The organism is Kitasatospora sp. NPDC093806 (assembly GCF_040683335.1).
Classification (GTDB): Bacteria; Actinomycetota; Actinomycetes; order Streptomycetales; family Streptomycetaceae; genus Kitasatospora.
The window spans coordinates 1-20,340 of sequence record NZ_JBFBDO010000122.1 but is presented as its reverse complement, the minus strand read 5'-3'; the positions used below and the strand labels follow the sequence as shown (position 1 = coordinate 20,340).

The window sequence follows — 20,340 nt, the reverse complement described above, 5'->3', positions numbered from 1 at the left end:
GGGGGGGGGGGGCTCCCCCCCGGGGGGGGCCGGCGCCCCCCCCCCCCGCGGCCCCCCCCCGACCGGGCCTACCCGCGCGGGCTGATCGGACGGCCGTCCTGGACGGCGTACAGGGTGAGCGCCTCCATCGGGCAGAAGTCGACCGCGTCGGTCAGCTCCGACGTCAGCGGCTCCCCGCCGTCCGACCCGCCACCGTCCGCGTCCCCGCCCGTCCCGCCGTCCGCGCCCGGGCCGCGGAGCGGGCGCGCCCGCCCGTCCGGGCCGAGGGTCAGCGAGTCCGGGGCGGTCATCGCGCACATGCCCGAACCGATGCACCGGTCCGGGTCCACCCGGACGATCACCAGCCCTCCGGTGTCGGGGCTCGCACCGGTCGGGACGTTCGTCACCAAGTCACCTCCAAGGTCTCCGGGCTGCGGGTCAGCAGACCGCGCCGCCACGTGATGTCGTCCACCGGCTCGGTGAGCCGGAGCGAGGGCAGCCGCCGGGCGAGGCGGTGCAGCGCGAGTTCCAGCTCCATCCGGGCCAGCCAGGAGCCGAGGCAGTGGTGCGGCCCCGCACCGAAGGTGTACATCGGCGCGGCGAGCGGGGAGAACAGCTCGGTCGGCAAATCCCTGGTGAACACCTCGGGGTCGGCGTTGGCCGCGCCGGTGTCGGCGGCGACCACGCTGCCCGCCGGGATCCGCACCCCGCCGATCTCGACGTCCTCGATCGCCCGCCGCAGCAGGCCGGGCATGGTGTCGCCGTCCCCGAGCGGGATGGCGCGCAGGATCTGCTCGGTGGCGGCGGCCGCGCTCTGCTCGTCCGAGGCGAGCCGCTGCCAGGCCTCCCGGCCCTCGCCGAGCAGGTAGACGAGGGCGTTGCCGAGCGAGGTCATGGTGGTCTCGTGCCCGCCCACCACCAGGCCGATGACCAGCGTGACGAGCTGGCCCTCGGACACCCCGGGGGTCTCGGCGGCGGCCGCGAGCAGGCCGCTGACCAGGTCGTCACCGGGGGCGGCGCGGCGTTCGGCGATCACTCCGGCGCCGAAGCCGGCGAACTCGATCATCGCGTCCCGGACGGCCTCCGGCGGGTACGCGGTGGTGGACAGCGCGTGGTCGCTCCAGTGCCCCAGCCGCTTGCCGTCGAGGCCCTCCAGGCCCATCAGCCGGCTGATCACGGCGACCGGCAGGGGCCGGGTGTAGGTCTCGACGATGTCGGCGGGCGAGCCCTGGTCGATCAGGTCGTCGAGCAACCCCTCGATCACCGAGGCCACCCACGGGCGCCAGCGGGCGATCGCGCGCGGGGTGAACGCCCGCTGCACGGTGCGGCGCAGCCGCTGGTGCTCGACGCCGTCGGTGTTGAGCATGCTGGACGGGCTGTCGAGCAGGTTCGGCGAGAGGGTGATCGGCGGCGCGTCGGGCGCGTAGAGCGGGGCGCGGCCCAGCCGCGGGTCGGTCAGCACCTGCCGGACGTCGGCGTGCCGGCTGACCAGCCAGACCGGGGTGCCGGTGGGCAGGGCGCCCAGCCGCGGCGGGCCGGCTTCGAGCCGGCGCAGGCAGTGCAGCGGGGGCAGCGCGGCCGGCCGCGGGCCGGGGATCGGGGCGGGGACCGGGGCGGTGTCGGTCATGGCACCGGCGCTGGTGGCACTGTTCTCGGTGGACATCCCTACTCCAGACTCCAGGGCGGTGGGCCACCCGATGGCGGCCCGAGCGGGGGGTGGATCCGGGTGGTGCGGAGGGCGGACGGGGTGGGTGACGGTGTGCCGGGCGGCCGGGTTCCGGTACGACCGTACGTGGGCGACGGGCCACAGTCAGCGACGATTCCAGCCAACGCCGGGGCACTGAGTGCACGCTGACGGGCGCTCGGCGCCGCCCGCACGCCCCCGGGGACCGGCCGGGAGGCCGCCCGCGGACCGTCCTGACGTGCCGTCCGCAGCCCACGGCCGCGCCCCTGCCGCGCACCCGCCCCACCCCGGTGAGCCGGATCACCAGGCACGTTCCCCGGACCACCGCCCGGGCGGGCGCTAGGCTTCGTGGGCGAGTCGACCCGACTCGTTCGACGCGTTTCGTTGCAGGTCACGCCGGTGCAGAGCGGCACCGGCCGACGGAGGTGGAATCGGATGGCCCAGCAGGTCAAGGCAGTCATCGCACGCGCCAAGGGCGCTCCCGTGGAGGTGACGACGATCGTCGTGCCCGACCCCGGGCCCGGCGAGGCGGTGGTGCGGATCCAGGCCTGCGGCGTCTGCCACACCGATCTGCACTACCGCGAGGGCGGGATCAACGACGAGTTCCCGTTCCTGCTGGGCCACGAGGCCGCGGGCATCGTCGAGACGGTCGGCGAGGGCGTCACCGAGGTCGCGCCCGGCGACTTCGTCGTCCTCAACTGGCGCGCCGTCTGCGGCCAGTGCCGCGCCTGCAAGCGCGGGCGGGCCCAGTACTGTTTCAACACCCACAACGCCAAGCAGAAGATGACGCTGCTGGACGGCACCGAGCTGTCCCCGGCCCTGGGCATCGGCGCCTTCGCCGAGAAGACCCTGGTCGCCGCCGGCCAGTGCACCAAGGTCGACCCGGCCGCCGAGCCGGCCGTCGCCGGGCTGCTCGGCTGCGGCGTGATGGCGGGCATCGGCGCCGCGATCAACACCGGCAACGTGGGCCGGGGCGACACGGTCGCGGTGATCGGCTGCGGCGGCGTCGGCGGCGCGGCCGTGCTTGGCTCCCGGCTGGCCGGTGCGTCGAAGATCATCGCGGTGGACATCGACGACCGGAAGCTCGCCGGTGCCGAGAAGCTCGGCGCCACCCACACCGTCAACTCGAAGACCACCGACCCGGTCGAGGCGATCCGCGAGCTCACCGGCGGCCACGGCGCCGACGTGGTGGTCGAGGCGGTCGGCCGCCCGGAGACCTACAAGCAGGCGTTCTACGCCCGCGACCTCGCCGGCACCGTCGTCCTGGTCGGCGTGCCGACCCCGGAGATGAAGCTCGAACTGCCGCTGCTCGACGTCTTCGGGCGCGGCGGTGCGCTGAAGTCCTCCTGGTACGGCGACTGCCTGCCCTCGCGGGACTTCCCGATGCTCATCGACCTCTACCTCCAGGGCCGCCTGGACCTCGGCGCCTTCGTCACCGAGACCATCGGCCTCGACGCGGTGGAGCAGGCGTTCGAGCGCATGCACCACGGCGACGTGCTCCGTTCGGTGGTGATCCTGTGAGCGGCACCGCCCGGATCGACCGGCTCGTCACCGCCGGCACCTTCGACCTCGACGGCGGCAGCTGGGAGGTGGAGAACAACGTCTGGATCGTCGGCGACGACGCCGAAGCCGTGGTGATCGACGCGGCCCACGACGCCGAGGCGATCGAGGCGGCCCTCGGCGGCCGCCGGCTGCTCGCGATCGTCTCCACCCACGCCCACAACGACCACATCGACGCCGCCCCCGCGCTCGCCGAGCGCACCGGCGCGCCGATCCTGCTCCACCCGGACGACCTGCCGCTGTGGAAGCTCACCCACCCCGACCGCCTCCCGGACGGCGAACTCGCCGACGGACAGCGGATCGAGGTGGGCGGCACCACGCTGACCGTCCTGCACACCCCGGGCCACGCCCCGGGCGCGGTCTGCCTGTACGCGCCGGAGCTCGGCACGGTCTTCACCGGCGACACCCTCTTCCACGGGGGTCCGGGCGCCACCGGCCGCTCGTTCTCGCACTTCCCGACGATCATCGACTCGATCCGGGACCGGCTGCTGACCCTGCCCGCCGACACGGTGGTCCGCACCGGCCACGGCGACCCCACCAGCATCGGCGCCGAGGCCCCGTCCCTCGCCGACTGGATCGCCCGCGGCCACTGACACCCGGCCGCCCACGGCGCGGGCCCGGCGAGTAGATCGCCGGGCCCGCGTCCGTCACGACTGGCAGCGTGCCAGGATCTCCTCGGTCAGCTGGTTCATCTCGTCGGCGAGGCCGGTGATGCTCGACGGCGCCGAGCAGAGGTCCCGGGCGTTGCCGTCGGGGGAGCACTTGCTGCGCGGATGCCCGTGGCGCGGGTCGACCTCACTGAACAGGAGGCCGGGGGGTGCCGGATCTCGGGCCGCTCGGGTCCGCTGCCGGGATCGCCGGGCCCGCGTCGTACGATCGCGGGCATGGCCCATGATCCACGCGCACTCGACGACGCCTTCCTCGCCTTCTGGCGGGAGCGGCACATCTCCACGCTGACCACCAGCCGGCCCGACGGGTCGCCGCACGTGGTGCCGGTGGGGGTGACGTACGAGCCGGAGGCGGCGATCGCCCGGGTGATCAGCAGCCGGACCAGCCGGAAGGTGCGCAACGTCCTGGCGGCCGGGCCGGCCGGGCTGCGGGTGGCGGTCTGCCAGGTGGACCGGGCGCGCTGGTCGACGCTGGAGGGCGTGGCCGTGATCCGGGACGAGCCGGCGGCGGTGGCGGAGGCGGAGCGCCGGTACGCCGAGCGCTACCGCGAGCCGCGGGTGAACCCGGACCGGGTGGTCATCGAGATCGCGGTGGACCGGGTGCTCGGTCGGGCCTGAGCGGGCTGTGCGGGGCCCGTGGGGCGCGTGGTGTTTATCGGACGTTGATCGTCGCCGCCTACCGTCGGGGGCATGAACGAGGGAACGACGGGGGAGCAGGGCGTGCGGGCCCTGGCCGAGGGCCGGATGACGGCCGAGGACGCGGACCGGTTCCGGGTGCTGCTGGCCCGGCTGGAGGACTCGCTGGAGGCCGACCGGCACACGGCGGGGGCGAGAGTGGCGGCGGGCCGTGATGCCTGAGGGTTGTGTTCCGCCTGCCGGGCCGTCGGCCGTCGAGGTGGTGCCGCTCTGGCTGCGCGGGGTGCGGCCGGACGCGGTGACTGGTCTTCCGGAGGTGCCGTCGGCGTCGGCGTCGATGCCGGCGTCAACGGCGGCCGAACGGCAATGGCCGGAAAGCCACTTGACGGATCGGCCGTCCGGCTAGCCGGACGGCGGCCCCGCGCCCGGGGCCGCCGTGCCGTTCAGCAGTCGCAGCCGCAGTCGCACCCGTCACAGCCGTCGCAGCACCCGCAGTCGTTGCAGCAGGAGGCGCCGTCCCCGCAGCACTGGCACCCGTCGCAGCAGTTGCCGCAGTCGCAGCAGTCGTGGCGGGTGCAGAAGCCCTCGCGGCGCTCGCGCGAGAACGGGTCCTCGTGCTCGCAGCAGAGCAACTGGCAGGTGCAGCTCATCAGTGCCCACAGCGCGCAACCGGCCAACAGGTTGCGGCGGTTCGGCGGCGGGCCGCCCGGCGGGGTGAAGCCCGGACCCTGCGGGACCCACGGCGGCACGGGCGCGCCCGGGGCCTGCGGCGGGGCCTGGTTCGGGTCGTGCTGCGGAGGTGCCTGGTACGGGTTGGCGGCGGCGGGGGCGCCGTCCGGGCCCTTGACGCGACAGGCGGCGGCGTGATCGGACCGGCCGAAGACCCGCTCGACGGCGCGTTCGGTCTCGTGCGCGAGCAGCACGTGCACGAGGCCCCGGTCGGTCAGTTCGACGTCGCGCAGGGCCAGCCGGATGCCGTGCACCGCGTCCCGGCAGAGCCGTTCGGCCTCGGCGCGGTCGGTGCCGGTGGCGGTGAGCGGGTTCCAGGCGCCGCTCTCGGCGTCGGCGGCCTGGTCCTTGGCGGCGTCCAGCAGGTGCGCGAGTCGGCCGAACAGCCGGCCGGCCTCGGCCAACGGCGCGGCGTTGCCGGGCCGGCCCGCCAGCGTGGCGGTGTACGCGAAGGCCGCGGCGGTGGCGGTCTCGGTCGGCTCGGTGACCAGCAGCACGGACCCGCCGATGCCCAGCCCGCGCTCCAGTTCGCCCTGCCGGGCCGCCGCGTCGAGCAGCACGGCGGTGTCGAAGCCGACCACCGAGGCGCTGCCCGCGCTCTTCCGGTCCCAGCGCCGGGTGACCGCCCGCGCCCCGGCGGCGACGGACCGCCGGGCGAAGACGCCGTCCCGGTCCTCGACGTGGTCACGGATCTTCACCGAGGCGAGCGCCAGCGACACCGCGGCGGCCAGCCGGGCCCCCTCGCCCTGCGCGACCGAGGCCGTCCGCATGCCGCGCAGCGGACACGGCCCGGCGGTCCGCCGCCCGGACCCGGCCGCGCCGCCACCCCCGACGCCGGCCTGCGCCTCGACCAGCACCGAGATGATCAGGCCGTCGTAGTTGGTGGCGGTCCGGGCCAACTGGCCGTGGTCGTCCCGCAGCGCGAGGCAGAGCCCGCAGAGGTGGGCCATCCAACTCGCCTGCAACCGCTCGGAGAGCCGGTGACGGCAGGGTCTGATGATGCCGAACATGAATGAGTCCCCCGTGTCTGGCCCGGGCCACCCGGCCCAGGTTCGCGCACATCATATGATCGCCGCCCCGCGTTGCCGGAACTCCGACGGGCGCTCGCGACCGGAGCCCGCGACGGGAGTCGCCGCCCCCGCCTTGGGCTGTTCGGCCGGACTCGCCAGGGCGCCGCGCGTCCTGTCCGGCGTCCCTCGGCCCGGAGGGCTACAAACGGGTTCGAGTCGACGGAACGTCCACTCGATTCCCGCACGTGAACCCAGAGGAGCTGTGTGATGCGACCCTTCAAGGCAGTCGGTCTCAAGGCGGTCGGTCTCAAGGCGGTCGGTCTCGGCACGGCCGTCGCGCTCGCCGTCCTGCTCGGCGGCGGTCCCGCCACCGCCGCCGCCGCGGATCACCACGGCGAGGCGGTCTTCACCCTCGTCTCGCAAGCGACCGGGGAGACCGTCGTCGACCTCGACGGCAACGGGTTCAGCCCGGGCGACTACGTGGTCTTCACGGACGACCTCTTCCGGGACGGGGTGAGGGTCGGCTCGGACGCCGGCAGCTGCACGCTGATCGACGTTGCCGACGGTGGCACTTCGCTGTGCGTGGTCACCGTCCACCTGGAGCGCGGCGACCTCACCGCGCAGGCGCTGACGCGCGGGATCCTCGCCGGTGGTCCGGACTCCTTCGTCGCGGCGATCACCGGCGGTACCGGGGCCTTCGTCGACGCCGGCGGGGAGGTCATCGGCACCCGGGTCGGGCTGTCCTCGGCCGAGCTGGAGTTCCACGTCAGCCGCTGAACCGGGACCAACCCCTGACGCCTGGCCAGGACCACCCCGTGGTGCTTGGCCAGGACCGGCCCCCGGCCCCTGGACGGATCCCGGATCCGGGATAGCATCACGGATATGGGAATCGAGACGGCCGTGGACGAGCGGTTGGCGGGGAGGCTCGCCGAGTTGCGGGTCGAACGCGGGTGGACGCTGGAGGAGTTGGCGCGGCGGGCGGACGTGAGCCGCTCGACGCTGTCGCGGGTCGAACGGGCCGAGGTGAGCCCGACGGCGGCCCTGCTCGGGCGGCTCTGCTCGGTGTACGGGCGCAGCATGTCGCGCCTGCTCGCCGAGGTGGAGGCGGCGCCCTCGCGGCTGGTGCGGATCGCGGAGCAGCGGGTCTGGCGGGACGAGGCGACCGGATTCGTCCGGCGCTCCGTCTCGCCGCCGCACGCCTCGCTGCGCGCCGAGCTGATCGAGGGGCTGCTGCCGGCCGGCGCCGACATCGCCTACGACAAGCCGTGCGGCTCCGGGTGGGAGCACCACCTCTGGCTGCTGGAGGGCGACTTGGAGCTGACCGTGGACGGGGAGGTCCACGAGCTGGCCCCCGGCGACTGCCTGCGGTTCGTCGCCACGACCACCCGCTTCCACTGTCCCGGGCCCTCGTACGCCCGCTACGCGCTGGTGGTGGTCGAGCCGTGACGGCCGCGATACCCACCGGCAAGACCGAGGCGAAGGAACGTTTCGACGCGGCCGGTCGGCGAGTGCTGCTGGTCTGTGTCGCGGGCGGGTTCACCACCCTGCTCGACCAGTCGGTGCTCAACACCTCGATCCCCGCCCTGCGCGAGACGCTGCACGCCCAGCCCGCGCACCTGCAGTGGATCGTCGCCGGCTACTCGCTCGCCTTCGGGCTGGCCCTGATACCCGGCGGGCGGCTCGGCGACGTCAAGGGCCGCAAGTGGTTCTTCGTCACCGGACTCGCCCTGTTCACCCTGGTCAGCCTGGTGTCCGCGACCGCCACCGACCCGGAGGTGCTGGTCGCCGCCCGGCTGCTCCAGGGCGCCGGCGCCGGACTGGTCAACTCCCAGATGATCGGCACCCTCCAGGACGTCTTCAGCGGCCAGTTGCGGGCTCGCGCGCTCGGCATGTACGCCGTCACCGGCGGCCTCGCCTTCGCCCTCGGCCCCCCGATCGGCGGCGCGGTGCTCGCGCTGGTCGGCCCGGAGGACGGCTGGCGGCTGACCTTCCTGCTCAACGTGCCGTTCGGGCTCGCCACCGTCCTGCTGGCCGTCCGCCACCTGCCGCGCCCGCGCCCCAGCGCCCGGAACGCCGACCTCGACCTGGTCGGACTGCTGCTGGTCGCCGCGCTGACCCTGGCGCTGATGCTGCCGTTCGTCCAGCCGCCAGGCCTGGCCGGCTGGCTCGGCTTCGCCGCCGCGGCCGTCCTGCTGCTCGCCGCGCTCGCCTGGTGGCAGCGCCGCTACGCGCGGGCCGGCGGCCACCCGCTGATCCACCCGGCGCTGACCCGCTCGGCGCCGTACGCGCTGGGGACGGCGGTGGCGATGGCCCAGTTCGGCTCCTCGCTGGCCGCCGGCCTGGTGCTGACCATGTTCCTGCAGGACGGACTCGGCCTCTCGCCGATGGGCGCGGCCCTGGTGTCGCTGCCGTCGGCGGTCGCGATGGGCTTCGCCTCGGCGTTCGCCTGGCGGGTGGTCCAGCGCTTCGGCCGACGCACCGTCACCGCCGGGATGACCGGCTCGGCCCTGGTGATGCTGGCCAGTGGCCTGCTCGCGCACTGGGGACCGGCCGGCCCGCTGCCGTGGCTGCTCGCGCTGCTGCAACTGCTCGGCGGCGCCTCGGTCGGCCTGATGGGCGCGACCAACCAGGCCTACGTACTCCGCCACGCCCCGGCCGAGGCGGCCGGCGTCGGCGGGGCGATCCTGCAGATGGCCCAGCGGATCGCGGCCGCGGTCAGCATCTCCGCACTCTCCGGCCTCTACCTCCGCGCGACCACCGGCGGCGGAGGCCACCGTTCCGCCTACGCCTGGGCCAGCGCCGTCTGCGCAGCCCTGGCCGGGCTGGCGGTGGTCGCCTCCCTCCTCGCATCCCGCGCCACCTCCTCCGAGGACCCCACACCCACGGAGCACCGGAAGGCGCCGCACAAGGACCGCGAGGAAGCTGCGACCTAGCGGAGCGAGCAGCACCGCTTGACACCCTGGCCTGTCCGCAGGCCGTCCCCGTCGCACTGACGGTGACCCGCGAGGCCATCGCCGCCGGCGGGGAGTCGAGATCGATCGCAGGGCGTCGGTGGGCCGGGGCGTGTTGGTGGGGAGGGCAAGCAGTCCGGCTGTGGTGGCGTGGTCTGAGCGGGGCTGTACTCACCTGGGGATCGGAATGTCGGACCCCTGTGCCAGCATGCTCTCGTGATGATCACGCCTGACGAACGCCCCGACGAGGCCACGCTCGACTTCCTGGGTTCGGCGTTCCCGGCCGAGTGGCGCGAGCCGTGCCTGGGGTACGAGGGAGTCGCGGCCTGGGAAGCCGAGAACGGGGTGACGCTTCCGGAGCCCTACCGGACCTTCATCGCGGAGATCGGCAACGGTAGTGGCCTCGGTCCCCCGGAGGACGAGGGCCTTCAGCCGCTGGGATGGCTGCCGGAGTGCTGGCCGGGCACGGGGCCGCGGCGCCCGGGAGAGCCGTTCCCCCTGGAGGAGGCGTGGGTGTGGGAGGAGGACGAGACGATCGACGCTTACGATCCACGCGTCGATGCCGTCTTCAACCACGGCTCGGTCGTGCTCGGGGCCGAGGACGGGCCGTCCTTCTGGCTGCTGGTGACGGCAGGGCCCCGTCGTGGCGAGGTCTGGATGGTGTCCGACGTCGGAGCCGTCCCGGTGCCGGCCGTCGACGCCAGGAGCTTCGACGGATGGGTGCGGCACTGGCACACGGGCAACGACTGGCAGGTCTGAGCGCGGGGGCGGCGGGCCGCTGAAGACTCCGCAGTTCGAGTCCGGTCAAGCCGTCAGCTGAGCGGTTCGAGGATATCGGGCTCGCCGTCCACGGCGGGAGCCCAGCCGTCGGGAAGATGAGCGGCAGCGATCTCGACGAGTGGTGCTTCCGCGTTGCGCCGCGGTGGGGTGGGGTCGGACGTAGGCGTGCTGACAGCGAACGGGTGGGGGTGGGGGGTGGGGGCGGCGTACGGTCGGGGGTATGGGTGATCGTCGGGTTGTCGAGGTGGCGGGGGTTGCGCTCGCCTACCGGGAGAGTGGGCCGGTCGGTGGGCCGCCGTTGGTGCTGTTGCACGCGCTCGGGGAGCGGGGGAGTGACTGGGACGGGGTGTTGCCCGGGCTGGCGCCGGGGCATCGGGTCCTTGCCCTCGACCTGCGGGGTCATGGGGACAGCGGGCGCCCCGGTCGGTACGGCCTGGAGGCGATGCGTGACGACGTGGTCGGGTTCCTCGACGCGTTGGGGCTGGACCAGGTAGATCTGGTGGGGCACTCGATGGGCGGTGTGGTCGCCTACCTGGTCGCGCAGGAGTGGCCCGAGCGGGTCGGGCGGCTGGTGCTGGAGGACGTGCCCGCGCCGCGGCCGCGTCCGGCGAGCGTGGTGGCCGAGGAACCGGACGAGCCCGTGGACTTCGACTGGGCGGTGGTGAAGGCGGTCAAGGGGCAGATCGACCGGCCGGATCCGCGCTGGCTGGCGCGGCTGTCCGCGATCACCGCGCCCACCCTGGTGGTGGCCGGTGGTCCGGACAGCCACGTTTCGCAGGCCGGGGTGGCCGAGCTGGCGCGGCTGGTCGCGGACGGGCGGCTGGTCACCGTCGAGGCCGGGCACCTGGTGCACGCGACCCGGCCGGCGGAGTTCATCGCGGCCGTGAAGCCGTTCCTGGACCCCGCCGGGCCGGGATGAGGGGACTGCGCAGCGGCTGTCAGACGCCGTGCTCGGCCGGGAGGCGGCCGGCCCGGATCGCCGCCACCAGGTCGGCGTGGTCCGCCTCGGTGCGGTCCGCGTACGCCACCGCGAAGGCGGCGACCGCCTCGTCCAGCGCCTCGTTCTTGCCGCAGTAGCCGCTGATCACCCCCGGGTCGGCGGTGTGCGCGTGGGCCCGGGCGAGCAGGGCGCCGGTGATCCGGGCGTAGTCGTCCAGCTGGGCGGGCAGCAGCGCGGCCGGGTCCACGCTGCCCTTGCGGTTGCGGAACTGCCGTACCTGGTAGGGGAGTCCGTCCACCGTCGTCCAGCCGAGCAGGGTGTCGCTGACCACCTGCATCCGCTTCTGGCCGAGCACCACCCGGCGGCCCTCGTGGTTGTCCGGCGCCGTCACCGGGTGACCGGCCCGGGCCAGGTGCGGCAGCAGCACCGACGGGCGCGCCTCCTTCACCTGGAGCACCAGCGGCTGCTCGCGGTGGTCGGTCAGCAGCACGACGTACGAGCGGGTGCCGACGCTGCCGGTGCCCACCACCCGGAACGCCACGTCCTGCACCCGGTAGCGGGAGAGCAGCGGGTGCAGCTCGGCCGGCACTGTGCGCACGTACGGGCCGAGGGCGGTCGCGACGGCCGAGGCCGTGGCGTCCGACACCTCGCTGAGCACCGGGGGCGCCGCCGTGAACCGCCAACCGCCCTCCGCCGAACGGACGGTGGACTTGGCGGCGAAGCGCGCGCTGGTGTTTCCGAGCGCCTTGGCGCCCACCTTCTGCAGCACCTCGGCCAGGTCGTGGGCCTGGGCGAAGGAGACCAACTGCTCGTCGGCGACGGCGTTCCAGGCGTCCAGTGCCGGCAGCTTGGCGAGCGTGCGCATGGTGCGGCGGTACGCGCCGACCGCGTCGAAGGCGGCCCGCCGGGCGGTCGTCTCGTCCGCGCCGATCTCGCGGCCGGCCAGCACCAGGCTGGCGGCGAGCCGCTTGAGGTCCCACTCCCACGGGCCGGGGACGGTCTCGTCGAAGTCGTTGATGTCCATCACCAGTTGGCCGCGCGCGTCGCCGTACAGGCCGAAGTTGGCGGCGTGCGCGTCGCCGCACAGCTGGGCGACGGTCCCGCTGGTCGGGGTGACGGCCAGGTCGGCGGCCATCAGGCCGGCCGATCCGCGGAGGAAGGCGAACGGGGTCGCGGCCATCCGGCCCAGCCGGATCGGCACCAGCTCGGCGAGCCGGCCGGCGTTCGAGGCCTCGATCGCCTCGACGGCGGTCGGCCGGTCGGCGGCGGGCGCGAACTCGGCGTGCCGCTCGCGCGGGGTGCGGACGCGCAGGGCCTTGCCGCGCTCGCGGGCGCCGTCGTCCTGGCGCGGCGCGAAGCCCTCGACGGTGAACCGCCGCCCGGGCCCCTGCCCGGCTCCCGCCACGTCCGCCGGTATCCCGGACCCGTTCACCGCATCGGTCAGCTGCGTCACTGCGTCCCGCCCTGTTCTCCGTCGTTCCCGCCCGCGACCTGCGCGGACCCGGCCCCTCGCGGACCGGCCAGCAGGCTACCGGGCCGCCGTCCGGGGCCCGTCGGGAGGGATGGACGCGGGGGGAGGGGCGGCGGTTCCCGGGGGTGAGGTGGTGTTCCGGCGGCTGCTGCCGCAGTCGGTCGGGCGGCGGGTTAGGGTGCCCCGGTGGATGGACTTCGGGGGCGTCGGATGGTGCGGGCCGCGGCCGCGGTGGCGGCCGGGCTGACGGTGGTGGCGGGGCTCGGGGTGCGCGCGGTGGCCGGCGGTGAGGTGGCCAAGTACGCGGGCGACGCGCTGTACACCGTGTTGCTGTACGCGCTCGTCGTGCTGGTCGCCCCGCGGCTGCGGCCGGCGGTGGCGGCGGTCTGGGCCGCCGGGCTGAGCTGGGCCGTCGAGCTGTTCCAGCTCACCGGCGTCCCGGACGACCTGGCCCGGCGGAGCACGCTCGCCCGTCTGGTCCTCGGCTCGACCTTCAACCCGCCGGACCTGCTCTGGTACCTGGTCGGCGCGGCCCTGGCCGCCCTCGGACACCTGGGTGTGAGGGCGGCCGGGCGGACGGTCCGTCAGGCGTGAACGGCAACGCTCTGACGAGCCGTCAGAGCGGCATCAGCTCCGGCCGCTTGGCCTCGACGTGGTCGCCGGAGGACTCGCCGCGCAGCCGGCGGCCGACCCACGGGAGCAGGAACTCGCGGGCCCACTGGACGTTCTCCCGGCGCTGGTCGGCCGGGGAGAGGGCCGGCGCGGACGGCCACGGCGCCTCCGGGTCCTGCTCGGTGCGCAGGCCCAGCGAGCGGGCGGCCAGCAGGGCGACCCGCTGGTGGCCCTCGGGGGAGAGGTGCAGGCGGTCCTCGCTCCAGGCGCGGCGGTCCTGGACGGCGCGCAGCGACCAGAGGTCGGCGACCTTGCAGCCGTGCCGGTCGGCGACGGCCCGCATGTGGCCGTTGTACGTGGCGATCTTGCCGCGGAGGTGCTTGAACAGCGGCACGCCGCGGGTGTCGAAGCCGGTGCAGATGAGCACCGTCCCGGCCGCGTCGGCGAGTTGGACGATCGCGGCCTCGAAGCGCTCGGCCACCTCGTCCGGGTCGCTGCCCGGGCGCAGGATGTCGTTGCCGCCGGCGCAGAAGGTGACCAGGTCGGGCTGGATCCGGCGGACCTCCGGCACCTGCTCGGCCATGATCTGGTCCAGCAGCCGGCCGCGGACCGCGAGGTTGGCGTAGCGGAACCCGCCCGGCGGTCGGCCGTCGGAGAGCAGTCCGGCGAGGCGGTCGGCCCAGCCGGCGAAGGCACCGTCGACGCCGGGGTCGTTCAGCCCCTCGGTGAAGCTGTCGCCGAGGGCGACGTACGAACTGAGGTCAAGGGTCTCCTGGAGGTTCGGCATGAAAGAGATAGTTCACTGTCTCAAGTGACCTACGCCACCGTAGGTGACCCCTGGCGGTACGTGAGATCGGCCACGTAGGAGCGGGGGAATAGCCGCGTCCCCGTGGGTGGCGGGAGTCCCGCGCCCCGTGCGCCGGGGACAGCGCGGGCGGACGCGCCGGGTGCGCGGGGGCGTGCGTCGGCCCGCGCGCTCGATCCGGTGTACGAACGGGGCGACCGGGGCAGCCGCCCTCTGGAAATCCACCCCGGGGCGTCTCACCCCGGATATCCCACCCCGGACGGCGGAGGTCGCCGCATGCCGAACCGATTCCCGGAGCGCACCGCGAAGCCGCGGCGCTACCTGATGTGCCGGCCGACGTACTTCACCGTCGACTACGCGATCAACCCCTGGATGGACCCCGCGCAACCCACCGACACCGCGCTCGCCGTCCGCCAGTGGGAGCGGCTGCGCGCGCTGTACCGGCGGCTCGGCCACACCGTCGAACTGATCGACCCGGTGCCCGGCCTGCCGGACATGGTCTACACCGCCAACGGAGCGACCGTGCTCGGCGGCCGGGCCCTGGTCGCGACCTTCCGGCACCCCGAGCGGGCCGCCGAGTCCGACGCCCACCAGGCCTGGTTCGAAGGCCGCGGCTACCACGAGGTCCGCCGGGCCGGGCACGTCAACGAGGGCGAGGGCGACCACCTGGTGGCCGGCCGCCGGGTGCTGGCCGGCACCGGCTTCCGCACCGACCCGGCCGCGCACGCCGAGGCCCGCGCGCTGTTCGGCGTCCAGGTGCTCAGCCTGACCCTGGTCGACCCGCGCTTCTACCACCTGGACACCGCGCTCGCCGTGCTCGACGACGACCAGGTCATGTACTTCCCGGAGGCGTTCACCCCGGACAGCCAGGCCCTGCTGCGCAGCCTCTACCCGGACGCGATCCTCGCCGACCGGGACGACGCCGAGGTGTTCGGGCTGAACGCGGTCTCGGACGGCCGCCGGGTGCTGCTCCCGGAGGCCGCCAAGTCGCTGGCCGCCCGGCTCGCCGACCAGGGCTACGAACCGGTCCCGGTGGACGTCTCCGAACTCCTCAAGGGCGGCGGCGGCCCCAAGTGCTGCACCCTCGAACTGCGGTCCTAGCGCTCAGCGCGCCGCCGCCGTCGGGGCGGGGGTGACCAGGACGACCTCCAGGGTGCGCGGGCCGTGGACGCCCTCGACCCGGTTCAGCTCGATGTCGCTGGTCGCCGACGGGCCGGAGATCCAGGTCTGCGGGCGGGTCGGGTCGAGGAGGGGGAGGGCGAGCGGCACCGAGGCGACCACCTGGTCGGGGGCCAGTACGACGCAGACGTGGTGGTCCGGGACCAGGGTGAGCAGGCGGCGGCCCTGGGCCGGGCCGGCGTCCAGGACGAGTGTGCCGGTCTCGGCGACAGCCAGCGCGCAGCCGGTCAGCACGCTGTCCACGGTGTCCAGCCGGGCGGCGGTGAGCGGGCCGTCGGGCCCGTCGTCCGGCAGCGGGCGGGCCCGGGTCGCGCTCAGCCAGGCGGCCGGCAGTCCGGGCGGGACGGCCACCGTACGGGCGCCCCGGGCGTCGAGCAGGGCGCCGACGACCTCGGGCAGCCGGTCGGCGGTGCAGCGGTGGACCAGGGCGCGGTAGTCGGCCAGGTTGTGGTGCAGCAGGTCGAGCAGCGCCTCGGGGTCGTCGGCGGGCACGTGGCTGCGCAGGTAGTCGCGGGGGATGGACGGTTCGTCCGGGTCCGGGTCCGGGGCTGCGGGCAGGCCGTCGGACGGGTCGCCGGGCCGGTGGAGCGCGGCGCGGATCCGGGCCAGGATCAGCTCGCGCGATCCGTTGGAGGGTGGAGTGTTCATCCGCGGTTCCTCCGCCACCAGTCGCGGAACGGTTCGGGCGGGACGGCCGGCAGGTCGCGGGTGTCCGTCCAGGCTCGGCCGGGGCCGGGCAGCCGGCGCGGGTGGAACCGGCGGGTCCGGGCGGCGGCCCGTTCGGCGGCGCGCAGCAGGGCCGGGTGGTCGAGCACGTACGTGGCACCGGCCATCGCGGCCCGCTCCAGCCGGTGGCCGCGCTGCCCGGCGACCCGCTCGCGCAGGTGGACCAGCACTTCGGGGATGTCGATCGCCACCGGGCAGACCTCGTAGCAGGCTCCGCAGAGCGACGAGGCGTACGGCAGCGAGGCGTCCAACGCGCCCTCGGTGCCGCGCAGTTGGGGCGTCAGGATGGCGCCGATCGGGCCCGGGTAGACCGAGCCGTAGGCGTGCCCGCCGGCCCGCTCGTAGACCGGGCAGACGTTGAGGCAGGCGGAGCAGCGGATGCAGCGCAGCGCCTGGCGGCCGACCCGGTCGGCGAGGGTGGCCGTCCGGCCGTTGTCGAGCAGCACGAGGTGGAACTCGGACGGTCCGTCGCCGCCATCCTCACCGGCGTGGGTGCCGGTCCAGAGCGAGGTGTACGGGTTCATCCGTTCGGCGGTGGCCGAGCGGGGCAGCAACTGGAGGAAGATTTCGAGGTCCCGCCAGGTCGGGACGACCTTCTCGATGCCGACCACCGAGATCAGGGTCCGCGGCAGGGTCAGGCACATCCGTCCGTTGCCCTCGGACTCGACGACCACCAGGGTGCCGGTCTCGGCCACCATGAAGTTGGCGCCGGAGACCGCGACCTTGGAACGGAGGAACTTCTCCCGCAGGTGCAGCCGGGCCGCCTCGGCGAGTTCGGCGGGCGCGTCGGTGAGCCCGGCCGGGGCGGGGCGGCCCCAGTCGGCCATCCGTTCGGCGAAGATCTCCCGGATCTCACCGCGGTTGCGGTGGATCGCCGGGACCAGGATGTGGGAGGGCCGGTCCTCGCCCAACTGGACGATCAGCTCGGCGAGATCGGTCTCATAGGCGCGGATGCCGGCCGCCGCCAGGGCCTCGTTGAGGCCGATCTCCTGGGTGGCCATGGACTTGACCTTGACCACCTCCCGCTCGTCGGTGGCCCGGACCAGTGCGGTGACGATCCGGTTGGCCTCGTCGGCGTCGGCGGCCCAGTGCACGGTGCCGCCGGCGGCGGTCACGGCCTGCTCCAAGCGGACCAGGTAGTGGTCGAGGTGGCGCAGGGTGTGGTCCTTGACGGCCTTGGCGGCGGCGCGCAGTTCGGCCCAGTCGGCGAGTTCGGCGACCGCGCGGGCCCGCTTCTCCCGGATGGTGTGGGTGGCGTGGCGCAGGTTGGCGCGCAGCCGCGGGTCGGCGGTGGCCTCGGCGGCGGCCTGCGGGAAGGCGGGCAGGCCGAGGAAGGTGCCGCTCACGGTGCCCGCCGGGGCTCGGTCGCGGTCAGGGGGTGGGAGTCCTTCCGGAGCCGGGACTCGGTCCAGGGCTCGTCCTCGGTGGCGGCGAGGATCTCGGCGAGGTGCAGCGGGCGCAGCGGCGCGCCCTGGCGGCGCAGCGTGCCGCCGAGGTGCAGGAGGCAGGAGTTGTCGCCGCCGCAGAGCACGTCGGCGCCGGTGGCGAGGGCGTTGGCGGTCTTGTCGGCGGCCATCGCGGCCGAGACGGCCGGGTTCTTCACGGCGAAGGTGCCGCCGAACCCGCAGCACTCCTCGGCGCCCGGCAGGTCGACCAGCTCCAGTCCCTTGACGGCCCGGAGCAGCCGCAGCGGCCGGTCGCCGAGGCCCAGCAGCCGCAGGCCGTGGCAGGAGGGGTGGTAGGTCACGGTGTGCGGGAACCACGCGCCGACGTCCTCGACGCCCAGCACATCGGTGAGGAACTCGGCGAGCTCGTACACCCGCGGGGTCAGCTCCGCGACGGCGGTGGCGAGTTCGGCCCCACCGCGGGCGGCGATCCGGGGGTACCCGTCCCGCACCATCGCCACGCAGGAGCCGGACGGCGCCACCACGTGGTCGTACCCCGCGAAGGCCCGGACGGTCCGCCGCACCAGCGGCTCGGCGGCGCGCCGGTAGCCGCTGTTGTACTGCGGCTGGCCGCAGCAGCTCTGCCCGGCCGGGAAGTCGACCTCGACCCCGAGCCGCTCCAGCAGCCGGACGGTGGCGATCGCGGTGGACGGGAACAGCGCGTCGTTGACGCAGGTGGCGAACAGGGCGACGCGCAATGTTCCTCCGGTGGCCCGTTGTTCGGTTTCGAGGCTTCGAGGCTTGGCGGTCTCGCGGTCTCGCGGTCTCGCGGTTTCGGGGCCGAGGCAGCATATCGGCCGGGCGGCCGCGGGCGCCGCAGGTCGGCGGGAGGACCGTTCCCGCCGACTTGCGGTGTGCCCGGCCGGTCAGGTGTCCCGGCCGGGTCAGGCGTCCTGGCCGAGCCAGAGGTCGGGGCCGAAGACCTCGTAGTGGATGTCGGCCGCCGGGACGCCCGCCGCGAGGAGCTGGCCGCGGACCGAGCGGAGGAAGGGCAGCGGGCCGCAGAGGTAGGCGGTGGTGCCGGCCGGGACCTCGACCGAGGCCAGGTCGACCAGGCCGGTGCGGTCGGCCGGCCAGTCGCCGAGCGGGCGCTCGTAGAAGACGTGGGCGGTGGCGTTCGGCAGCTTGCCGGTCAGCTGGGCGAGGTCGGCGCGGAAGGCGTGCGACAGCTGGTCCCGGTCGCCGTGGACGGTGACCACGCGGCGGGTGGAGCCGGTGGCGGCGAGGTGGTCCAGCATGGCGGTCATCGGCGTGTTGCCGATGCCGGCCGAGGCGAGCAGCACCGGTCCGTCGCCGTCGGCCAGCGCGACGTCGCCGAACGGCGGGGCGACGTCGAGGACGTCCCCGGCCCGCAGGTGCTCGTGCAGGTGGTTGGAGACCTCGCCGGCGGGGCCGCCCGGGACCTCGGCGGTCGCGCGCTTGACGGTGAAGACCAGCGCGCCGTCCGGGGCGCCGGAGAGGCTGTACTGGCGGATCTGCCGGGCGCCGTCCGGGAGTTCGGCGCGGACTGAGACGTACTGGCCGGGCCTGGTCGGCGGCACCGGACGGCCGTCGGCCGGGCGGACCAGGTAGGTGGTGACGTCCTCGGTCTCCTGGTGGCGGGCGACCACCGTGTACGGGCGCCACAGGTCCGCCGGGTCGAGGCCCTGCGCGGCGGCGGCCTCGGCGCGCAGCCGGTCCTCGATGGCGATCAGCGCGTTCGCCATCAGCCAGTAGACCTCGTCCCAGGCGGCGGCGACCTCGGGGGTGACGGCCTCGCCGAGCACCTCGACGATGGCGGCGAACAAGTGCTCGTGGACGATCCGGTACTGGTCGTTCCGGATGCCGACCGAGACGTGCTTGTGGGCGATCCGGGCGAGCAGCGCGTCCGGGCGGGTGTCGGGGGCGGCGATCAGGGCGGAGGCGAAGGCGGCTATCGAGCCGGCCAGCGCCTGGCGCTGGCTGCCGTTGGCCTGGTTGCCCCGGTTGAACAGGTCGCGCAGCAGCTCCGGGTGGGCGGCGAACATCCGGTCGTAGAAGAGCGGCGTGATGTCGCCGATCGCACCGCCCACGACGGGCAGGGTGGCTTCGATGACCTCGGCGGACTTGGCGGACAGCATCGGGTGCGCTCCAAATTGGTATCTGAGAGTCGTATTTTCGGCCGTGCGGTGGTGCGGGCCGGGGCGGGCGGTCAGGTGGAGAAGGCGGGGCGGGGGAGGGTCAGTCGGCGGGTCTGGTGGTGAGGCGGAGCAGGACAGGGCCGGTCGGGCCGGTCACCAGGTCGCCGATCGAGAGCGGGTCCAGGGTGGCGAAGAACGCCTCCTGTGCCGTGCGCAACGCCCCGCGCAGCCGGCACGCCGACCGCAGCGGACACGGCGGCTCGTCCTCGCAGCCGACCACGTCGTCCACCCCCTCCAGTTCGCGCAGCAGCAGTCCGAGCGAGCCGGTCCGGCCGGCCGTGGTGAGGGACAGGCCCCCGCCCCGGCCGCGCCGCGCCTCCACCACGCCGAGGTGCTGCAGTCGGCTGACCACCTTGGCGGCGTGGGTGTAGGGCACGCCGACCGCCTCGGCCACCTCGCGGGTGGTCGGGTTGGCCTCCTCGTCGAGGACGGCCAGCCGCATGGCGATGCGGAGGGCGATGTCGGTGCTCTTGGTCAGCCTCACGTTCGGAAGGCTAGCGAATACGACTCCAGGACTCCAATTTCCTGCACGCGGGTCCGTCGGGGGCGCCGGCGGAGCCGAACCGTTACCCGCGGAAGTGGTCGTCGCACTGTCCGGTGACAAGGTCAACTGCTTTACTGGCCAGGCTCGTTCGCCGGAAAACGACTGGGGAATGGGGACGACATGGACAGTGGCACGCCACCGCCACCTCCGCCACCGGGACCACCGCCGTACCCGCCGCCACGACCGTCCACCCCGCCACCGGGGTACGGGCCGGTGCGGCCGGACCCGCAGTGGCCCGCACCGCACGGGGTGCCGAGACCGTACGAGCCGCCGGGGCCGCCCGAGCCGTCGAGACAGGACCCACCGCAGGACGCCCCACCGAGGCACGACCCACCGACGTACGACCCGCCCGGCCACGACGCGCCGACGTACATCGGCCCCGCGTTCACCACCCCCGCGTACACCGGCCCCGTCTTCACCGGCCCCGCGTTCGCCGCGCCGCCCGGCCGGCGGGCCGCCGCC

At 74.6% G+C, this 20,340-nt stretch carries 21 protein-coding genes and 1 pseudogene; 12 read left to right on the top strand and 10 right to left on the bottom strand.

Annotation, left to right across the window (positions count from 1 at the left end; all coding sequences use genetic code 11):
- Positions 1-68: 68 nt before the first annotated feature.
- Together AB0N76_RS34405 and AB0N76_RS34400 are read right to left on the bottom strand one after the other, a co-directional pair.
- The gene (locus AB0N76_RS34405) at positions 69-386 is read right to left on the bottom strand and encodes a ferredoxin (RefSeq protein ID WP_363564038.1); all 318 of its coding nucleotides are present in this window, start codon (positions 384-386) and stop codon (positions 69-71) included.
- Complete coding sequence (locus AB0N76_RS34400; protein ID WP_363564044.1) at positions 383-1,606, bottom strand: cytochrome P450; 1,224 nt, start codon at positions 1,604-1,606, stop codon at positions 383-385. Before AB0N76_RS34400 ends, AB0N76_RS34405 begins: the two co-directional genes overlap by 4 nt.
- 492 nt (positions 1,607-2,098) lie before the next feature.
- Here AB0N76_RS34400 and AB0N76_RS34395 point away from each other — a divergent pair, with 492 nt between their 5' ends.
- The 4 genes from AB0N76_RS34395 to AB0N76_RS34380 all read left to right on the top strand — a co-directional run bounded on the left by AB0N76_RS34395 (position 2,099) and on the right by AB0N76_RS34380 (position 4,749).
- On the top strand, positions 2,099-3,184 hold the full coding sequence (locus tag AB0N76_RS34395) for an S-(hydroxymethyl)mycothiol dehydrogenase (protein ID WP_363564036.1): 1,086 nt from the start codon (positions 2,099-2,101) through the stop codon (positions 3,182-3,184).
- On the top strand, positions 3,181-3,816 hold the full coding sequence (locus AB0N76_RS34390) for an MBL fold metallo-hydrolase (RefSeq protein ID WP_363564034.1): 636 nt from the start codon (positions 3,181-3,183) through the stop codon (positions 3,814-3,816). Before AB0N76_RS34395 ends, AB0N76_RS34390 begins: the two co-directional genes overlap by 4 nt.
- Before the next feature lie 291 nt (positions 3,817-4,107).
- Positions 4,108-4,509, top strand: a complete 402-nt coding sequence (locus AB0N76_RS34385) for a TIGR03618 family F420-dependent PPOX class oxidoreductase (RefSeq protein WP_363564032.1) — start codon at positions 4,108-4,110, stop codon at positions 4,507-4,509.
- 72 nt (positions 4,510-4,581) lie between these two features.
- Positions 4,582-4,749 carry a hypothetical protein gene (locus AB0N76_RS34380; RefSeq protein WP_363564030.1) on the top strand — a complete coding sequence of 56 codons (168 nt, stop codon included), beginning with the start codon at positions 4,582-4,584 and terminating at the stop codon, positions 4,747-4,749.
- A 221-nt stretch (positions 4,750-4,970) separates the two neighbouring features.
- On the opposite strand, the gene AB0N76_RS34375 is transcribed toward AB0N76_RS34380, so the two are convergent.
- A complete protein-coding gene (locus AB0N76_RS34375) occupies positions 4,971-6,266 on the bottom strand; it encodes a DUF5685 family protein (protein WP_363564028.1) in 1,296 nt (431 codons plus the stop codon).
- A 267-nt stretch (positions 6,267-6,533) separates the two neighbouring features.
- Between AB0N76_RS34375 and AB0N76_RS34370 the strand changes: the two genes are divergently transcribed.
- The 5 genes from AB0N76_RS34370 to AB0N76_RS34350 all read left to right on the top strand — a co-directional run bounded on the left by AB0N76_RS34370 (position 6,534) and on the right by AB0N76_RS34350 (position 10,916).
- A complete protein-coding gene (locus tag AB0N76_RS34370; protein ID WP_363564026.1) occupies positions 6,534-7,043 on the top strand; it encodes a hypothetical protein in 510 nt (169 codons plus the stop codon).
- Positions 7,044-7,148: 105 nt separating this feature from the next.
- Positions 7,149-7,712, top strand: coding sequence for an XRE family transcriptional regulator (locus tag AB0N76_RS34365; RefSeq protein ID WP_363564024.1), 564 nt, complete (start codon positions 7,149-7,151; stop codon positions 7,710-7,712).
- Complete coding sequence (locus tag AB0N76_RS34360; RefSeq protein WP_363564022.1) at positions 7,709-9,199, top strand: MFS transporter; 1,491 nt, start codon at positions 7,709-7,711, stop codon at positions 9,197-9,199. Before AB0N76_RS34365 ends, AB0N76_RS34360 begins: the two co-directional genes overlap by 4 nt.
- A 237-nt stretch (positions 9,200-9,436) precedes the next feature.
- Positions 9,437-9,976: an SMI1/KNR4 family protein gene (locus tag AB0N76_RS34355; protein ID WP_363564020.1), complete on the top strand. Its 540-nt coding sequence runs from the start codon at positions 9,437-9,439 to the stop codon at positions 9,974-9,976.
- 241 nt (positions 9,977-10,217) lie between these two features.
- On the top strand, positions 10,218-10,916 hold the full coding sequence (locus tag AB0N76_RS34350) for an alpha/beta fold hydrolase (protein ID WP_363564018.1): 699 nt from the start codon (positions 10,218-10,220) through the stop codon (positions 10,914-10,916).
- 19 nt (positions 10,917-10,935) lie between these two features.
- Here AB0N76_RS34350 and AB0N76_RS34345 read toward each other — a convergent pair whose 3' ends face one another.
- Positions 10,936-12,390, bottom strand: a complete 1,455-nt coding sequence (locus AB0N76_RS34345; protein ID WP_363564016.1) for a DUF2252 domain-containing protein — start codon at positions 12,388-12,390, stop codon at positions 10,936-10,938.
- 228 nt (positions 12,391-12,618) lie between these two features.
- Between AB0N76_RS34345 and AB0N76_RS34340 the strand changes: the two genes are divergently transcribed.
- Positions 12,619-13,002, top strand: a complete 384-nt coding sequence (locus tag AB0N76_RS34340; protein WP_363564042.1) for a DUF2809 domain-containing protein — start codon at positions 12,619-12,621, stop codon at positions 13,000-13,002.
- 22 nt (positions 13,003-13,024) lie between these two features.
- On the opposite strand, the gene AB0N76_RS34335 is transcribed toward AB0N76_RS34340, so the two are convergent.
- The gene (locus AB0N76_RS34335; protein WP_363564014.1) at positions 13,025-13,807 is read right to left on the bottom strand and encodes an SGNH/GDSL hydrolase family protein; all 783 of its coding nucleotides are present in this window, start codon (positions 13,805-13,807) and stop codon (positions 13,025-13,027) included.
- A gap of 294 nt (positions 13,808-14,101) precedes the next feature.
- Between AB0N76_RS34335 and ddaH the strand changes: the two genes are divergently transcribed.
- Positions 14,102-14,926 carry a dimethylargininase gene (gene ddaH, locus AB0N76_RS34330; protein WP_363564012.1) on the top strand — a complete coding sequence of 275 codons (825 nt, stop codon included), beginning with the start codon at positions 14,102-14,104 and terminating at the stop codon, positions 14,924-14,926.
- A 3-nt stretch (positions 14,927-14,929) separates the two neighbouring features.
- Here the strand turns inward: ddaH and AB0N76_RS34325 are convergent, their stop codons facing one another.
- The 5 genes from AB0N76_RS34325 to AB0N76_RS34305 form a co-directional block, all read right to left on the bottom strand.
- Positions 14,930-15,652: an LUD domain-containing protein gene (locus tag AB0N76_RS34325; protein ID WP_363564010.1), complete on the bottom strand. Its 723-nt coding sequence runs from the start codon at positions 15,650-15,652 to the stop codon at positions 14,930-14,932.
- Positions 15,649-17,076: a lactate utilization protein B gene (locus tag AB0N76_RS34320; RefSeq protein ID WP_363564008.1), complete on the bottom strand. Its 1,428-nt coding sequence runs from the start codon at positions 17,074-17,076 to the stop codon at positions 15,649-15,651. The genes AB0N76_RS34325 and AB0N76_RS34320 overlap by 4 nt, the downstream gene beginning before the upstream one ends.
- Entirely contained in the window at positions 17,073-17,873 is an 801-nt protein-coding gene (locus AB0N76_RS34315; protein ID WP_363564006.1) for a (Fe-S)-binding protein, read from the bottom strand. Before AB0N76_RS34315 ends, AB0N76_RS34320 begins: the two co-directional genes overlap by 4 nt.
- A 186-nt stretch (positions 17,874-18,059) precedes the next feature.
- Positions 18,060-19,274: a globin domain-containing protein gene (locus tag AB0N76_RS34310; RefSeq protein ID WP_363564004.1), complete on the bottom strand. Its 1,215-nt coding sequence runs from the start codon at positions 19,272-19,274 to the stop codon at positions 18,060-18,062.
- Between the two features lie 100 nt (positions 19,275-19,374).
- Complete coding sequence (locus AB0N76_RS34305) at positions 19,375-19,818, bottom strand: Rrf2 family transcriptional regulator (protein WP_363564002.1); 444 nt, start codon at positions 19,816-19,818, stop codon at positions 19,375-19,377.
- Positions 19,819-20,127: 309 nt separating this feature from the next.
- Here AB0N76_RS34305 and AB0N76_RS34300 point away from each other — a divergent pair.
- A pseudogene (locus AB0N76_RS34300) lies at positions 20,128-20,340 on the top strand (hypothetical protein); the annotation flags it as partial.

What these genes read in the sequence shown, in the direction of transcription:
- AB0N76_RS34400 (WP_363564044.1), bottom strand. Translation starts at nt 1,606, where the DNA reads ATGACCGACACCGCCCCGGTCCCCGCCCCGATCCCCGGCCCGCGGCCG.
- AB0N76_RS34395 (WP_363564036.1), top strand. Translation starts at nt 2,099, where the DNA reads ATGGCCCAGCAGGTCAAGGCAGTCATCGCACGCGCCAAGGGCGCTCCC.
- AB0N76_RS34385 (WP_363564032.1), top strand. Translation starts at nt 4,108, where the DNA reads ATGGCCCATGATCCACGCGCACTCGACGACGCCTTCCTCGCCTTCTGG.
- AB0N76_RS34380 (WP_363564030.1), top strand. Translation starts at nt 4,582, where the DNA reads ATGAACGAGGGAACGACGGGGGAGCAGGGCGTGCGGGCCCTGGCCGAG.
- AB0N76_RS34375 (WP_363564028.1), bottom strand. Translation starts at nt 6,266, where the DNA reads ATGTTCGGCATCATCAGACCCTGCCGTCACCGGCTCTCCGAGCGGTTG.
- AB0N76_RS34370 (WP_363564026.1), top strand. Translation starts at nt 6,534, where the DNA reads ATGCGACCCTTCAAGGCAGTCGGTCTCAAGGCGGTCGGTCTCAAGGCG.
- AB0N76_RS34365 (WP_363564024.1), top strand. Translation starts at nt 7,149, where the DNA reads ATGGGAATCGAGACGGCCGTGGACGAGCGGTTGGCGGGGAGGCTCGCC.
- AB0N76_RS34355 (WP_363564020.1), top strand. Translation starts at nt 9,437, where the DNA reads ATGATCACGCCTGACGAACGCCCCGACGAGGCCACGCTCGACTTCCTG.
- AB0N76_RS34350 (WP_363564018.1), top strand. Translation starts at nt 10,218, where the DNA reads ATGGGTGATCGTCGGGTTGTCGAGGTGGCGGGGGTTGCGCTCGCCTAC.
- AB0N76_RS34340 (WP_363564042.1), top strand. Translation starts at nt 12,619, where the DNA reads ATGGTGCGGGCCGCGGCCGCGGTGGCGGCCGGGCTGACGGTGGTGGCG.
- AB0N76_RS34335 (WP_363564014.1), bottom strand. Translation starts at nt 13,807, where the DNA reads ATGCCGAACCTCCAGGAGACCCTTGACCTCAGTTCGTACGTCGCCCTC.
- ddaH (WP_363564012.1), top strand. Translation starts at nt 14,102, where the DNA reads ATGCCGAACCGATTCCCGGAGCGCACCGCGAAGCCGCGGCGCTACCTG.
- AB0N76_RS34325 (WP_363564010.1), bottom strand. Translation starts at nt 15,652, where the DNA reads ATGAACACTCCACCCTCCAACGGATCGCGCGAGCTGATCCTGGCCCGG.
- AB0N76_RS34310 (WP_363564004.1), bottom strand. Translation starts at nt 19,274, where the DNA reads ATGCTGTCCGCCAAGTCCGCCGAGGTCATCGAAGCCACCCTGCCCGTC.